This window comes from Caldiplasma sukawensis (assembly GCF_052315375.1).
Taxonomy (GTDB): domain Archaea; phylum Thermoplasmatota; class Thermoplasmata; order Thermoplasmatales; family Thermoplasmataceae; genus Cuniculiplasma.
Genome location: NZ_JBLSDG010000001.1, coordinates 1 through 14553, shown reverse-complemented (window position 1 = coordinate 14553; position 14553 = coordinate 1). Strand labels below are relative to the sequence as shown.

Genomic DNA, 14553 nt, shown 5'->3' with positions numbered 1-14553 from the left:
AATTTATGGAAAAATTTTATTTATTATATATTCAGGGGTGAATTCAACAATATCATTTGGTGACTGGCCAATCCCAAGAAAGTATATCGGAACACCTATTTCATTGGCAACTGTGAATATAGAACCGCCCCTAGCATCTGTGTCAAGCTTGTTAAAAACTATTCCTGAATAATTTATGTGTTTTTTGAATGTTTTTGCCTGTTCCACCGCATCTGAAGCAGCAATTGCATCTAGAACCATCAAAACCATATCTGGATTGGCAACCCTTTTAATTTTATTCATCTCATCGATAAGATTCCTGTTTGAATGCATCCTTCCAGCTGTGTCAATTATTACAAAATCTATGTTTCTCGCCTTGGCATGCTCTATTGCATCATATGCAATTGAAGATGGATCACTTCCTGGTTTCTGAAATATTACACGTGTTCCTGTCTCCTCTCCAAGATATTTAATCTGGTCGATTGCACCTGCCCTGAATGTGTCAGATGCAGCTATCACTGTACTTTTGCCATGTTCTTTCAAATATCTGGAAAGCTTTGAAACTGTTGTAGTTTTTCCTGTACCATTTATTCCCACGAGCATGATCACATAAGGTTTTTTTGAAACATCATAAATCTTTGAATTTGGAACAACCTTTTCAAGAATTTCAAAAAGTATATCTTTGATTGACTTTATTGCAACTTCTCTTGACAATTTTTTTATGTTTGCGTTTCTTTTGCGTAATTTTTCCACGATTTCCTCAGCTGTTTCAAATGATACATCGGATTCCAGAAGAACCTCAAAGAACTCATCAGAGAGCTCCTGAAGGCTTGTCAGATCCTTACCTTTGAATATCTTTGCCAGCTTTTCCTTCAGAGACATTTGTAGAAGACACCCTATTTATCTCAGAAATCATGCTGTTGTACCTTTTTATTGCATCCATCCTTTGCATATTCAACTTTTCAATGCTTTTTCTCAGTTCATCAATATGTTTTTTCAATCTTTCGATTGTCTTTTCCTTTTCTTCCTCAATAAATATGTCAGAACCAATTGCCACTAGAGCATTATTGGTATTCTCTATTTTGCATTTTACAAATACCCCTCCACCAAGGGACATCATTGATTCCTTTGCCTCAGGTATATTTTTATCTTCCAAAACTGCAAGAGCTTTACCGTACTCCTCTATTCCCTGTGTTAAAAGACTGATCTGCCTCTCTGAAGTTGAAATGTAAGACTCCAGAAATTGGATCTGTTCTCCAATATCCATACTATTTTCCATCCTCTTTTCCTCCAAATATTGACCTGCTTAATTTTAGCGATTCTATTACTGGCATTGGTTCGCCTGTTAAATAACTTATGAGTGCACCACCACCAGTGGAAACATGATCTATGCTGGACATTAAATTGGTTTTTTCCAGGGCACTTATTGTGTGACCTCCTCCAGCAATTTTCATTGCCCTTGAGCGGGCAACCTCCTTCAAGAGCTCATAAGTTCCATAGCTATATTCTTTGATTTCATACATACCCATTGGACCGTTCATAAATATACCTTCGGCCTTTTCAATATAGGAAGAATATGTTGCCAAAGTTTCCACTCCAATATCCGCAACAATCTGATCCTCAGGAATATCTTCTGAAGCGGAAATTTTTTTCTCTGAGGGATTCAATATAAAATCTTCCGGTAAAATTATCCTTTCAGAAAAATTTTTCAAAATAGATCTGGCTTTCTCAATCAATTTTTCATAATTCTTGTTGTTTTTAATTATGAAATCTTTGTTCCTTTCTCCAATGTTTTTTCCCTTAGCCCAGTAAAATAAATTTGAGACCACTCCGCCAGTAAGAATTTTTTCAACAATATTCTTGCTCAGGAAGGATTCTGCAACTTTTATGGAATCTTCGATTTTAGCTCCTGCAAGAATTGCAATTTTCATCCCATCTATTTCATTCATGAATCTGTCAAGGTTAGATTTTTCTGTTCTTACGAGTTCACCCATTATATTAGGCATTACCCGGGTAAATCCAGTAAGGGTTGTTTGATTTCTATGAATTGCGGGGAATGCGTCATTCACAAAATATTCCGCATGTTTAGATAATTTTTTCACTATGTTTGTGGATTCCATTGTTTCATAATCAAAGGAATCCAGTGAAACTTCCTCTGAATAAAATCTTGTGTTTTCTAGCATCAGTATTTCTCCGGAATTCATAGACTCAATTTTTTTCAGTGCACTTGAATCGAAGAGAGAATCTGTAAATTCCACCTTCCTTCCTATTATGTGAGACAATTTTCTAGCATGAAGTTCAAGTGATGTAAAATCCTTCTTCCCAGGCCGGCTCTGGTGTGCCAAGATCACAACTTTTGAATTTCGTAATCTTCTAATTGTGTCCACATGTGATCTGAATCTTTCCTCGCTCATTATTTCACCCGTTAGGGGCTGAATAGGAGAATTAAGATCAAGTCTTAATAATACAGTTCTTTTATCAAGATCAAAATCATCAATAGAGAAGAAATCGCCCTCCCTGTTTTCCATAAGATCAGTATGCATTTTTTTATATTATTGTTTTGAAAGATTACATATGTTAATTTACGAAATAATAATCTTCCTAGTATGAAGGAAGAAAAGAGCTGTGGTATTATAATATTCAGAAGAAGAGGAGAGAAAATAGAATATCTTATACTAGAAAAAGTAAACATGGAATATGATTTTCCAAAGGGCCACGTTGAAAATGGTGAAGAAGATTTGGAAACAGCAAAAAGGGAAGTTGAAGAAGAAACCGGAATAAAAAATATGAGTATAATAGAGGGATTCAAAGAGATAATTGATTACAAATTCAACACGGAAAACGGTATGGTACACAAAACAGTTGTAATGTTTTTAGCCGAGGCTGATCAAAGGGTTACCATCTCAGGAGAACACAGAAATTTTAAATGGCTGGACAAAGATAGCGCAATAAATATGTTCAAATTTAGCCAGCAGAAATATTTAATAGAAAGAGCTTCTGAATTTTTAGAAAAGTACTATAAAAACAAAAAGTGATCTTAGTTTTTTAAAGCGTAATGTGTTATTAGGTGGTTAATATTTATACATTTAGGTGTTGTTTAAACAATGAATATATTCATGTAATTATTTATTATATAATCTATATTGTATAAAAATAAGACTTTATAAATTTCAAAACCAGAATAATAAGCCTTTATTTCTTTAATTAGGGAAAAGGAACATATTTATAAAAAGTTGGATCAAATAAAATATGTTAAAAAATTATTTTTTTCTAAAAGCAAGGGAGATAAGATATGCAACAACCACTATTCCAATGCCTACAAAAATCCCATAGAAATAATAGATTGTGCCTGGTATTTTTGAAAATGTAATTGTGGATGTTTCCTCTGAAAAATACATTGTTATATTAGCATTAGTGGCCGAAGTTGTGTATCCGGCAGGTGAAATTACTGTGTAGTTGTATGTTCCTGTTTCAACCAGGAAACCCACAAAGGAACTTGTGGTATTGTTGTACATCCCATTCAGATCTATTCCCCATTTTAGATTTGATGGAAGTCCTGATTCATAAAAAAGTATCCAGTTGTATGTATTATTTAGAAATTCGTAGGTATAGTTGTGATAACCATTTACTCCTCCAAATGTTCCACCAAATGAGATTATTGTGCTATTTGCTTCATATGCTGTTGAAGCCATTCCATAGAGCGCAGGATAAGCATTATTGGATATTGGTAGCCAGTTCTTCGTGCTGTAAGAAAATACCCATGATGAATTTACAGGCCCATTTTTATTCTGGCCTCCCGAAAGCAATGTGAAATTATTTTCAGAAAAATAGTTCAATGAAGCAAATGCCAGGGGGCCAGGTGAATTTGATGTCTGAATAACAGACCAGTGCAGAGTTTTAACATTGAGCAAATATGTATTGGACATGTATGTTCCGTTGTATCCACCATATAATAGAAGATTGCCATCAGGAAGCTGGGAAAGGGATGCTCCTGCCATTTTAGGAATCATTCCGGTCGTGTTAAGGAGAGCCCAAGATCCATCCTTAAACATCCATGTGCTATTGAAATAAGCTGATCCATTTTTACCTCCAAAGAGAACCACTCCCTGAAGCATGCTTGAATATGTACTTGCCGCAAATGCCAGCGAGGGAGGATGAATCTTAAGACCTTTTATTGGTGACCATGAGTATCCGGTAAAAACCCAAGTTTTATTGAAATAGGATGTTGAATTGAATCCGCCAAACAATATTATTTCATTGTCCCTTGCGGAATAAGCCATGGATTGTCCTGCCATGGGTTGCGGGCTCAATGTTGTTGAGAGTTTTGACCATGAACCATATGTGTATTCCCATGTTTGGTTGGAATACTCCATAACTGTCTTGTTTGATACATTTGCTGAATATTCACCACCAAACAATATTACAGTCTTTGAAGGTGTAAAACAGGATAGTGATGCGTTGCTAACAGATGCTGGAGCAGGGGTATTTGTGTAATTAACCCACTGATATTTGAAAACTGAAACGCTATAATTATATGATGACGAATAGGATTTTTCGCCTGTAATTCTCGTCCCGTAATTTATTTCCTTTACTGCATTACCCTGAAATGCAGGAAGGGCAAGCATCAAGAAAGCCATTATTATGACTAAAAATACTGTTATTTTAGCAATCTTATGATCAGGGAATTTTTTACGCATACTCAGGAATTATAATTTCATTTATAAACATTCCAATAATTCAAAGCCCTCTGCTTTCTTTCCATTTTGTTTTTGGAAGGATCACATTTCTCAGTTTTTCTGCCTTTTCACTGTATTTTTCTATGGATTCAAAAATTCTGGATATCTCTTCCCTCAGGTTTCCCTTTGGAACATACCCCAGAGCTTTCAATTTTTCATGTTCCGGATTATAATAATGCTCATCGGCCTCAACCCTTGGATTTTCATAATTTTTAATTTCAACTTCTCTTCCATATTTCTTTAGATTGATTTCCTTTACAAAATTAGCTAATTCGTTGATGGAGTAATGCTCATTGAATTGGTTGTAAACTCTGTATTCTCCATTTTCCGGTGGCTTCTCCAGCCCGAGGGTTAGACAATTTATGCTATCTTCAATGGATATGAAACCTCTTCTCTGATTTCCCTTTCCATAAACAGAAATGGGTATACCAAGTAAGGATTGAACACAAAACCTGTTTAATGCGGTTCCATATATTTCGTCAATATCAAAACGGGTTGGCAGATCATATTTTTCTGTTAATTCTGTTCCTGCACCGTAAACAACACCCTGCATTACATCAGTAATTTTTAACCTCCAGACTTTATTTGCGAACATTAAATTGTTTGAGTCATGCACCTTACTCCAGTGGTACCAGGATCCAGCATTCTTAGGAAAAGGAAGTGTATCCTCCCTTCCCTTATATTGAATATGAAAAAACCCTTCTGGAATGTCAATATTTGGAGTTCCATACTCCCCCATAGTACCCATTTTTAGCAGATGAGCATCAGGAACAATGTCCTTTATTGCATATATCAGGTTTAGTGTTCCACCAATGTTCTGAATCATTGTTTCCCTTGCCTCTTTCAATCCAATCATTGAATATGGAGCAGATCTCTGTTCTGCAAGATGCACAAACGCCTCCGGCCTGTACTTTTTAACGAATGAATAAATTGTATCAGGATCGTTAACATCTCCCTGGAAAAATTCTATATCAAGACCATTTTCTCTTGCTATTTTGATTCTTTTTTCCATTGATTGTATGTCTATTAAGGAATCTGATCCAACAGCCTTCACCCTACTTCTTGTGTAGAATGAATCGAAACCAACTATGGAATGTCCCCTAACGGCAAGGTTAAGTGCCAATGGCCAACCTATGTATCCATCAATACCGAGAATGGCAATTTTCATCTGGTAGTGAATGAAATATGGATTTAAATCTATTTCATTAGTTTAGAATTATTGAATATTTTTTAATATATTTTAATGCCTTTAGTATATCCGCTTAACATGAACATTTACATTGAATTTGTGAAAATATTCTTCCCCTTATTTGTGGTTATTGATCCATTTGGTACTATGACACTTTTTTTTGCAATGACCGCTGATTACTCGGAAAATGAAAAGAGAACTGCTGCTAAGGATGCCTTTTTTTATGGGAGCATAATACTGATCTTTTTCACAATTGCTGGCTCCCTAATTCTATATTTCATGGGTATCTCAATAGCTTCAATAGAAATTGCAGGTGGTATAATTCTTGCCATTATGGGAATAGAGATGGTAAGAGAGGGTGACAGACCTAAATCAACTGGAAAAAGTTACAAAAATCCGGATTTGGGCATAGTCCCATTTGCCACACCATTGCTTGCAGGGCCAGGTGCCATATCTCTTGTGATAATACTTTCAAAAGCAAGCATAATCAGCACCATAATGACCATCATATCCGTTTTTATAATATTTTTAATTGTGTACATCCTGTTCTTTTTCTCGACGCCTATTTCCAGGGCCATGGGTGATAAATCACTAAAGGCAATAACAAGGATATTCGGTTTGTTTGTTGCTGCATTTGCGATGCAGTTCATTATAAACGCAATACCAGATATTGTTAAACTTGCATAATGTATATTAGTTACCATTTTTTTTATATATATGTCACATATTCCTTCTTTCCCGTGATTCTATGACCAAGATAGTTATTGCATTTGGAGGAAACGCACTTTTAAAAAATAACGATAAAAGGGACTATGATACTCAAGTGAAAAGAGCTAAATCGGCCTTTGAGACTATTAGTGGAATAATCGAAATGCACGATGTTATTATTACTCATGGAAATGGCCCCCAGGTTGGAGATATTTTCTTAAAAATGGGCAAGGAGGATGAAATTCCACCCTCACCTCTGCATGTATGTGGTTCAATGTCTCAGGGAATGATTGGAGAGATACTGATGGATGCATATGAACAGGTAAGGATAAGCAAGGGTCTTTTAAAAATTCCCATTACAATTTTAACAAGAACGAGGGTGGATGAAAATGACCAAGGTTTGAAAACTCCAACAAAACCTATTGGAAAATTTTACAGTGAAGAGGAATTCAAAAAATTGAACAGGAAAGATTGGAATTTTATAAAAACGGAAAAAGGATATAGAAGGGTTGTTCCTTCTCCTGAGCCTATAGAAATAATTGAAAAGGATGCTGTGAATAATCTGCTTTTAAGCGGATATTTACCAATCTGTACTGGAGGGGGAGGTATTCCAGTTATAAAGAGGACAGATAGGATAGAGTCCATAGATGCTGTTATTGATAAAGATCTTGCAAGTGCAGTTCTTGCGACGCAGATCGAGGCAGATGTGCTTGCAATTCTAACAGACGTTAATGGTGTATTTTTAAATTATGGCAAGGAAGATCAGAAAATGCTGAGCAAAGTCAAGGTTGATGAGATTGATGAATACATAGAAAGAGGTGAATTTTCCAAGGGTAGTATGCTGCCAAAAGTTCAAGCTGCTGTTAAGTTTGTAAGAAATGGTGGGAAAAAGGCTGTTATAGGATCACTTGAAAATGCAGATAAGGTAATAAATGGAGAAGATGGAACTTTAATCATACCTTAATTTGGGAATATTTACCATTTTTATTTGAAAATTTTTTCTGTTTTACTGCCTGATTAAGAACTTTCTCAATTTGCTCTTTGCTTACCTTGAGATCATTTTCATTTTTTAATGATATTGCAATATCCTCTGACGTCATATTTTCTGGGTCTAATTTACCAATTAGATTTACTAGGTCTTCATAAACATTCCAGGGGAATATGAACCAGGCCCAGTTTTCCTTAGTTACCTCTTCTCCGAAATAATCTGGAATAAATGCCGAATGATCGATATGTAACATGGTTGCGGTTCTCAATTTAGAGGGTTTAAGGGTGCTAATGTAGTCCTTTGCTATTCTCATACTTTCGCCTGTATCAGTTATATCGTCAACAATGAGAACGTTTTTCCCTTCTAGAGAAGTGTTCAATCCATATTTTAACTTAGCTTTTCCGTCTTTTGTCGCTGTTAATCCCCAGTGCTCTGTTTTGACAGAAAAGAGATCCTTTATCTGCATATAATCTGAAATAAGTCTTGCAGGGACTAAGCCACCTCTGGATAGGCCTATGATTGTATCAGGCAGATCATTTTCTGGTATTGATGAGTTGATTTTTTCACACCATTTCTCTATTTGATTCCACTCCACCAACCTGGCTCTAGTCTTCATTTTAATCTTTACCTTATTCAATACTTTTTAAAATGTTTTTCAATTGCACAATATTAAATTTCCATTAAATTTTAAGATTCAGGGTACGTACATATGATAAAATAAATATAGATTAGAAACTTTACGAATTAAAGCTCCGATGGTGTAGTCCGGTCAAGCATATCGGCCTTTCGAGCCGACGACCCGGGTCCAAATCCCGGTCGGAGCATGTTACAATTGGGTCAAGTTTACCTTTATCACATATGAAATTTAGTTCGAAAATTGTGATTACTCTCCAGTTAATTTCCTCTTTTGACTATTTTGGAAATCTCGAAAGACAGTGATTTTGATTGTCATTGATGATTTTAATTAATTCAAGTTAGTTTATTTTTATATAATGATTAAAGGTCGATCATACGTAGTATGAGGGACTTATGAGATTAAAGATAAGTCCAACAACGTTCTATGATATCATAGGTGGATAATGGCAACCATCATTATGATAATAATACTATATTTTCAATTAATGATCTTTAATTAGATTGTGCCCTTCCAAAACTTATGTTAATTTAGAATTGATTAATAGGCTTTTTTTAAAATCATTTCTCTTAGCTTCATTATTTCTTATTCTGAATGGAAAGTCGCCCCATTTATTGGTATCCATTTTTCTTTATTAAAAAACATTATATATTATTTTTTTTATTATACAAAGCAATTAATAATTTTTTCCATTGGTAATGAACCACATGGTGCAAAATCCCGGGTCACATTCAATGACTGGAAAATTAATTCTTTTTTTCCAGGGGTTGCATATTTGAAAATAAATCCTTGGAAATCATAATATCCTTGGTCATCAAAGATTTATGAATCACAGGTTCTGGAGACCAAAATTTTTCTATTTATAGATAGTATCTTCCAATTAATCTTATGGATTTTGTGAGTATATTTTTGCCTGGACTTAGAACAAGATCTTTGAAATCCTTTATAATTGTATAATGTAGTTAAGAATTCCTAGTTTTAAAGATAGGTATTTCTTTTTGATCCTCCGGATTGTACCAAGGTTAAGATGTATAACATTGAACCTATACAAAGGATGTATCTCCAAAAAGTTCTCCGGCGCATTATCATATGCTTTATTTCTATTTGTTAACATATTACAGGAGCATCAAAATATTAACCAGAAGGTACCTCTTAAGAACTCTCATTATATGAAATTTATTCTTTTCTTGTGTAAAAAATATTTAGTAATGCTTAGAACTTTTTTGCAATGGTTTTTCAAGAAGTTATTAGGTTTAAAACTTTTATTCCCGTTTAAATAAAATTGACATTATGTTTGAATATTCATCTGCAATTTCTTTCCCCTTTTGGGATAATTCCACTGCCTTTCCTGGACCATAAATTGTAAGAACATTTCTAATTACCACTATTCCATTCTGCTGAAGCTTTTCGAGATGATTGCTCAGACTTCCCTTTCCTATGCCCAGAGTTCTCTGAAGCTCATAAAACCTCATTCTTCCATAAATACTAAGAATGATGATGATCAAAAGTCGTTGAGAAGATTTTAATACTGGCTCTCCAAGATTTGAAGATAATTTTTCAATGATGGAATCTATTGTCTCTTTATTTTTATCATTCTTCATATAGACCCAGGTCTCCGGTTGCTGTGTAAAAACTGTACATACTTGCAAATGCCCAACCTATTATTGTTGGGGCCCAAATAAGTTGTAAATAAGATTCTATTTGGCCAGAAATATTGAAAAATAAAATCGTTATGATAGAAGATATGACACTAAACAAGTAGGTTAATGAAGCAATATAACCCTCAATGGGTATATTTCCAAATGAAACCTTGAGGAAAAAAAGAAGGTATACGGGCACTATGAGTAAAATGAAATAGAATAAGGTGTATCCCACTTTTTCATTATATAAGATCAATATCAATAGTAATATAATAAGATATATTGGGAAAAATATGAGATTAAATATTCTGTAGATCTTTCCATATGATTTAACCTCGTTTATTCTAAAAACCTTATTTATTTTAGTGGTTTTAAAAGAAAGTGAAAAAGTTCTGAAATTGAAATAAAATGCCACAGTTGTTACTATGATAAAGCTAATTATTTCGATTAAATATCCTAAAAAGTTATTTAAAAAAATCAAAATGCTGGGAGATATGTATACATAATAAAAAATGGAAATTACCCAAATTGAGTAATAAATTCCAAAACTCATTTTCAGGGAATACCTTGAAATTGATATTGACCTGTTCTTTAATTTTTCCAAAAATTCTTTAATGTTTTCATCTGTCAAATTTGCCTGGCCTCCTCTATGGATACTGCTCTTATATTTTTAACAAGTTTTAAAAATATGAAGATGAGAATAAAACTCCATGTTATTAAAGCAACTGCCATATAAAAGATGTTGATTGATGGAGAATTAGGGTTTGAAAGTGAAATATGGGGAATGCTTCCTGAAAATGAGAAGTAAAATAGGGAAATAGATTCGGAAAATGGATTTCCATAAACAATCCATGATGGCAAAGATGTATTCAGCATTGTAAAACCAAATATATATGAGAGAATCAGTGGTAAAAATGATATGAAATTGATATTTTTCAATGAAAAATAATTAGTAATAATGGTTGTCAGAGATGCTGAAATTCCAAACATAATTGCACCTGCTCCAACTGCAATTAATATTGAATAATAGGGCATTGAAGGTATGAGTATATTGTTGGATCTTTCACTGAATAGCAGTGAACATAACATCAAAATAATAGAGCATAAAATGATTGAAGAGACCGCAACACCAGATATTATTGAGAACAGAAATTTTTTTAACGTTAAGTTTGTAAATTTCAAAGTGAAATTCAAGGAAGATGATGCATAATAAATTGAATATGCAATGGATGTTCCGATTGTGCTTAGTGAATAAAGAGCAATCAGTGAAAACCAGGTAGATGTATATTTTAAATCGAAATTACTTGAAGATGGAGTAAAGCCAAAAAAATAAGCTCCCATAACTAGCCAGATTCCCATGAATGCAACACCCCAGAAGAGCAGGTTTTTATTTCCTATTATTGATTTTACATAATATTTCATAATCATCTATTTATCACCTCATAAAGTTGTTCAATACTATAGATGCTTGATAACTGAATTTCACCAGAACCTTTAGTTATTGAGAATGTTCCGTAAGGCAACTCTATAACAGATATGGCATCCTGAACATTTCCCTTTGATAGAAACAAATTGTTGAGATCACTTGTTTCAAATGGGCCATATAGATGTTTATCCATCAAAAAATAGAGAGTCCAATCTGTTAATGACTTGATTATGTTAAATTCGTGTGTATTCATCAAAATCTCACCATCAAAGGAATTAATCATCTTTAAGAGGAGAAGTTTTCTGCTCTGATCTACAGCTTCAAATGGCTCATCCAGAAGGATTGTTTTTGACCCTGAGCTTAGAGCCATAATGTTTCCAAACATCTTTGATTGGCCTGTACTTAGGGAATATATTTTTTTATCAAGGATTTCAGTTAGTGAGAACTTCTTAATCATATCAAAAAAAACTTCCTTTTTATTTCCCATTATTTCTGAATAGATTTCGATTATCTCACTTATTCTAAGATTTAGAAGCTTATAGACTTCCATAAGGTTAGTTGAGATGTGCTTGATTTTTTTACCTTCATTCAAATCAATCCCATTTATTTTTATGTAACCACTTGATATTTTCATAAAACCCAAACATGCCTTTAGCAGAGAGGTTTTACCTGAGCCATTTGACCCAACTATTACTATCCTATTTCCATTTATTGAAAGATTGATGTTTTCAAGGACGTTTCCTTTATCATCCCTGTAATAACTGCAGCTCATGCCCTTTATTTCTATCACATAACCATATTTTATATATGTATAAATTAGGTTAAAATAGTTCAAAAACTGAACTGTATTTTATTCATACTTTATTGAAATTCATCGTTTTTTATATTAGGAGATAAAATATTAAGGAACTAAATTAATTTATTTAAAATCAGATGTTATAAAAATTATTTGAAATATAAGAATTATGGACCTATATATTCAATACCTTTAAGACAAATATGTAACCACAAAAAGCCATTGAATTCAATAAGAGCAGAAGTTCAGCCAGACTTGAACTATATTTAAGTGCCATATTATAATAAATGACAAATGAGACCACCGTGTATACAAAGAATATTGAGGAAAAAATTATAATTCCCCCTAAAGCCTTAGATTTGATTTTATAATAACTTTTAAGATAAGATATTACAATTATCACAAATATAACAGATGACATTGCGATAACTGCTAAATTCGCAATCCATAATGGACCCATCATATCTCCTCCCACTTCAGGTTTTGCTTATATAGAATATCCTTCAAAGTATCCAGATTTCTGGTGAAAACTGATGATGGAAAGTATATCTTTCCATACCCGTCACCCTCTACATCAAGAAGGTTATTTGAGATCAAAACCTTGACATGATGTTCCACAGTTCTGTAATTGACCTTTAATGTTTCACTTAGCCTGTTTATATTAGAAGGGTTTTCCATCAGTATTTTCATTATCTTTAATCTCATCATCCCGCCTCTGGTTGATATAAAAATCCACCATAATAACCTCTTAACAGATAAATTAAAGTCTACAGACACTCAAGTGCCTATAGAAAAATAAATAATATATTTTTATTTTAAATTTTGCTTAAGCTGTTTATTCCTGTTATCATGAAAGTTTCAGATGTGATCAGGAAATTTGGCATTCCTTTTGATACATTGAACCCTTCAAACGAGTATACTATGGTGTATGTCACATTTATGAATTTGAATTGTGATGTGTTTGCTGCATTCTGCACAACGAATTGAACCGGTGCACTTACTTTTACTTCATTTCCATTGTAGACTATAGTTGGAGGACTTTCTGTATAAAACCATACAGCTGACCAGGCGTTAAAGAATTTTGTCCATGTTGAATTTATTGAAGTGTATCCTTTATAAGTTCCGTTCAGGCTTCCACCTACCCAATAAAGCGTTGCGTTACTGGCATATTCTGTCATTACTGCCGATACATTTTCTATTGCAATGTTATTCCAGTGATTGAATGCCAGGTTTTCAACGTAATTGTTTATTGTGAATTCCTGTGTAGATGATATAAAACCTGCACCAACTATATGCCATATCTCCCCTGATATAAGCCATGTATTGTTTACATTTGTGTAATTAAGTGTATAGCTCACATTTATGTATTGAACCTGATTCTGATTGTTTGCCGGCGTAACTATAAACTGGTTTAGTGAATTTACATAGGCCTCATTTCCAGACACAGATACACTTGGAGGATTGATTGTGTAAAACCATACAGCTGACCATGCGTTAAAGAATTTATTCCATGTTGAAATAATATTGGATTCTCCCATATACTTTCCAGCAAGAGGTCCGCCTATCCAAGTCAGAGTTGCGTTGCTTTCATATTGATTGTTCAACAGTGATGAGTTCTCTATTGAAATGTAGTTCCAGTGAGAATATGCAGCATCGAGCACCACTGAAGCTTGTTGTGAGTTATAATTTGTTTTTAGAGATGAATAATCACTGCTCTTAGCAGAATACGAGCTGTATTCAAAAACTGCCACACCAGCCATAACTATGGTAAGGGCTATAAACAAGCCCGCCAGATATTTTAAGGTTTTAATCTCCATAGATATTTATCCTTATGATAATAAATAGAATTTTTCAAAAATATATGCAAATCTTTTACATATTTGGTATAAATTTTCATTTTTCAATATACTTTGATATAATCAATGCCTTTGAATTTGTAAATCCAATGGAATATACTGACAAAGTTCACACCTAATCAAATCTTAATATCTTTTTTTTACATTCCTTACAAGTGGAGAGCCATAAAAAATTGGAGATGGTTTCACTTTTAATTTTAATCTTTGTTTTAATTTCTGTTAGCTTCATACCCTCTGGAGGTGCAAATTATTCATTTATAAAGTTTGAGAAAATACCCAATTTAAATTTAAAAAACGATTTCAATCTAAGTATCTCATTGAATGGATACAATAAAACTTTGATTGATTCTTACTCGGGCTTCATTACAAAGACTGTCCCATGTATGAAGGACAATTTTTCTTATTCCCATAAGGGCCAACCTTTAGGAGGATTTTTTGTATATGCACAAAAATTTCCTGGCGAGGATTTCGAATAACCACCCTAATTCTGCTATCTTCGTTCTGTAGTTCGTGATTTTCATTGCAATATGAACAATAACAGCATTTTCAAGTTCTATTTATCCAGATTTCCCTTGTATTTCATGTAAATCTTCATAGCTAC

General features: G+C 33.5%; 16 protein-coding genes and 1 tRNA gene. 4 read left to right on the top strand and 13 right to left on the bottom strand.

Going from position 1 to position 14553, the window contains the following annotated elements; all coding sequences use genetic code 11:
* Positions 1 to 3: 3 nt before the first annotated feature.
* From ftsY to ACNF4Z_RS00075, 3 genes are read right to left on the bottom strand one after another with little or no spacing between them, the layout of a single operon-like run.
* Positions 4 to 861, bottom strand: coding sequence for a signal recognition particle-docking protein FtsY (ftsY, locus tag ACNF4Z_RS00085; RefSeq protein ID WP_458327200.1), 858 nt, complete (start codon positions 859 to 861; stop codon positions 4 to 6).
* Positions 821 to 1258 (bottom strand): prefoldin subunit alpha, encoded by a 438-nt coding sequence (pfdA, locus tag ACNF4Z_RS00080; protein WP_458327199.1) that lies wholly within the window; start codon positions 1256 to 1258, stop codon positions 821 to 823. Before pfdA ends, ftsY begins: the two co-directional genes overlap by 41 nt.
* Positions 1248 to 2507: a phosphoglycerate kinase gene (locus ACNF4Z_RS00075; RefSeq protein WP_458327198.1), complete on the bottom strand. Its 1260-nt coding sequence runs from the start codon at positions 2505 to 2507 to the stop codon at positions 1248 to 1250. The genes pfdA and ACNF4Z_RS00075 overlap by 11 nt, the downstream gene beginning before the upstream one ends.
* Before the next feature lie 78 nt (positions 2508 to 2585).
* On the opposite strand from ACNF4Z_RS00075, the gene ACNF4Z_RS00070 reads away from it, so the two are divergent.
* On the top strand, positions 2586 to 3014 hold the full coding sequence (locus tag ACNF4Z_RS00070; protein ID WP_458327197.1) for a bis(5'-nucleosyl)-tetraphosphatase: 429 nt from the start codon (positions 2586 to 2588) through the stop codon (positions 3012 to 3014).
* Positions 3015 to 3239: 225 nt separating this feature from the next.
* On the opposite strand, the gene ACNF4Z_RS00065 is transcribed toward ACNF4Z_RS00070, so the two are convergent.
* Together ACNF4Z_RS00065 and agl3 are read right to left on the bottom strand one after the other, a co-directional pair.
* Positions 3240 to 4676, bottom strand: coding sequence for a Kelch repeat-containing protein (locus ACNF4Z_RS00065; RefSeq protein ID WP_458327196.1), 1437 nt, complete (start codon positions 4674 to 4676; stop codon positions 3240 to 3242).
* 40 nt (positions 4677 to 4716) lie between these two features.
* Complete coding sequence (agl3, locus tag ACNF4Z_RS00060; protein ID WP_458327195.1) at positions 4717 to 5883, bottom strand: UDP-sulfoquinovose synthase; 1167 nt, start codon at positions 5881 to 5883, stop codon at positions 4717 to 4719.
* Between the two features lie 99 nt (positions 5884 to 5982).
* Between agl3 and ACNF4Z_RS00055 the strand changes: the two genes are divergently transcribed.
* The gene (locus ACNF4Z_RS00055) at positions 5983 to 6591 is read left to right on the top strand and encodes a MarC family protein (RefSeq protein ID WP_458327194.1); all 609 of its coding nucleotides are present in this window, start codon (positions 5983 to 5985) and stop codon (positions 6589 to 6591) included.
* Positions 6592 to 6652: 61 nt separating this feature from the next.
* Entirely contained in the window at positions 6653 to 7576 is a 924-nt protein-coding gene (gene arcC, locus ACNF4Z_RS00050) for a carbamate kinase (RefSeq protein WP_458327193.1), read from the top strand.
* On the opposite strand, the gene ACNF4Z_RS00045 is transcribed toward arcC, so the two are convergent.
* Positions 7566 to 8216, bottom strand: a complete 651-nt coding sequence (locus tag ACNF4Z_RS00045; protein WP_458327192.1) for a phosphoribosyltransferase — start codon at positions 8214 to 8216, stop codon at positions 7566 to 7568. The genes arcC and ACNF4Z_RS00045 overlap by 11 nt on opposite strands.
* Positions 8217 to 8349: 133 nt before the next feature.
* Here ACNF4Z_RS00045 and ACNF4Z_RS00040 point away from each other — a divergent pair.
* Positions 8350 to 8424 (top strand) — tRNA-Glu (locus tag ACNF4Z_RS00040).
* 1072 nt (positions 8425 to 9496) lie between these two features.
* On the opposite strand, the gene ACNF4Z_RS00035 is transcribed toward ACNF4Z_RS00040, so the two are convergent.
* The 7 genes from ACNF4Z_RS00035 to ACNF4Z_RS00005 form a co-directional block, all read right to left on the bottom strand.
* A complete protein-coding gene (locus ACNF4Z_RS00035; protein WP_458327191.1) occupies positions 9497 to 9835 on the bottom strand; it encodes a transcriptional regulator in 339 nt (112 codons plus the stop codon).
* Positions 9825 to 10505, bottom strand: a complete 681-nt coding sequence (locus ACNF4Z_RS00030; protein ID WP_458327190.1) for a hypothetical protein — start codon at positions 10503 to 10505, stop codon at positions 9825 to 9827. Before ACNF4Z_RS00030 ends, ACNF4Z_RS00035 begins: the two co-directional genes overlap by 11 nt.
* On the bottom strand, positions 10502 to 11296 hold the full coding sequence (locus tag ACNF4Z_RS00025; protein WP_458327189.1) for a hypothetical protein: 795 nt from the start codon (positions 11294 to 11296) through the stop codon (positions 10502 to 10504). The genes ACNF4Z_RS00030 and ACNF4Z_RS00025 overlap by 4 nt, the downstream gene beginning before the upstream one ends.
* 2 nt (positions 11297 to 11298) lie before the next feature.
* Positions 11299 to 12090 (bottom strand): ATP-binding cassette domain-containing protein, encoded by a 792-nt coding sequence (locus ACNF4Z_RS00020; RefSeq protein ID WP_458327188.1) that lies wholly within the window; start codon positions 12088 to 12090, stop codon positions 11299 to 11301.
* 181 nt (positions 12091 to 12271) lie between these two features.
* Complete coding sequence (locus ACNF4Z_RS00015) at positions 12272 to 12559, bottom strand: hypothetical protein (protein WP_458327187.1); 288 nt, start codon at positions 12557 to 12559, stop codon at positions 12272 to 12274.
* Complete coding sequence (locus ACNF4Z_RS00010) at positions 12556 to 12801, bottom strand: winged helix-turn-helix domain-containing protein (RefSeq protein ID WP_458327186.1); 246 nt, start codon at positions 12799 to 12801, stop codon at positions 12556 to 12558. Before ACNF4Z_RS00010 ends, ACNF4Z_RS00015 begins: the two co-directional genes overlap by 4 nt.
* A 110-nt stretch (positions 12802 to 12911) precedes the next feature.
* The gene (locus tag ACNF4Z_RS00005) at positions 12912 to 13913 is read right to left on the bottom strand and encodes a hypothetical protein (RefSeq protein WP_458327185.1); all 1002 of its coding nucleotides are present in this window, start codon (positions 13911 to 13913) and stop codon (positions 12912 to 12914) included.
* Positions 13914 to 14553 lie beyond the last annotated feature (640 nt).

Bases quoted from the DNA above. Each gene is read 5' to 3' on its own strand.
- ftsY (WP_458327200.1), bottom strand. From the start codon at position 861: ATGTCTCTGAAGGAAAAGCTGGCAAAGATATTCAAAGGTAAGGATCTG.
- pfdA (WP_458327199.1), bottom strand. From the start codon at position 1,258: ATGGAAAATAGTATGGATATTGGAGAACAGATCCAATTTCTGGAGTCT.
- ACNF4Z_RS00075 (WP_458327198.1), bottom strand. From the start codon at position 2,507: ATGGAAAACAGGGAGGGCGATTTCTTCTCTATTGATGATTTTGATCTT.
- ACNF4Z_RS00070 (WP_458327197.1), top strand. From the start codon at position 2,586: ATGAAGGAAGAAAAGAGCTGTGGTATTATAATATTCAGAAGAAGAGGA.
- ACNF4Z_RS00065 (WP_458327196.1), bottom strand. From the start codon at position 4,676: ATGCGTAAAAAATTCCCTGATCATAAGATTGCTAAAATAACAGTATTT.
- agl3 (WP_458327195.1), bottom strand. From the start codon at position 5,883: ATGAAAATTGCCATTCTCGGTATTGATGGATACATAGGTTGGCCATTG.
- ACNF4Z_RS00055 (WP_458327194.1), top strand. From the start codon at position 5,983: ATGAACATTTACATTGAATTTGTGAAAATATTCTTCCCCTTATTTGTG.
- arcC (WP_458327193.1), top strand. From the start codon at position 6,653: ATGACCAAGATAGTTATTGCATTTGGAGGAAACGCACTTTTAAAAAAT.
- ACNF4Z_RS00045 (WP_458327192.1), bottom strand. From the start codon at position 8,216: ATGAAGACTAGAGCCAGGTTGGTGGAGTGGAATCAAATAGAGAAATGG.
- ACNF4Z_RS00035 (WP_458327191.1), bottom strand. From the start codon at position 9,835: ATGAAGAATGATAAAAATAAAGAGACAATAGATTCCATCATTGAAAAA.
- ACNF4Z_RS00025 (WP_458327189.1), bottom strand. From the start codon at position 11,296: ATGAAATATTATGTAAAATCAATAATAGGAAATAAAAACCTGCTCTTC.
- ACNF4Z_RS00015 (WP_458327187.1), bottom strand. From the start codon at position 12,559: ATGATGGGTCCATTATGGATTGCGAATTTAGCAGTTATCGCAATGTCA.
- ACNF4Z_RS00010 (WP_458327186.1), bottom strand. From the start codon at position 12,801: ATGAGATTAAAGATAATGAAAATACTGATGGAAAACCCTTCTAATATA.
- ACNF4Z_RS00005 (WP_458327185.1), bottom strand. From the start codon at position 13,913: ATGGAGATTAAAACCTTAAAATATCTGGCGGGCTTGTTTATAGCCCTT.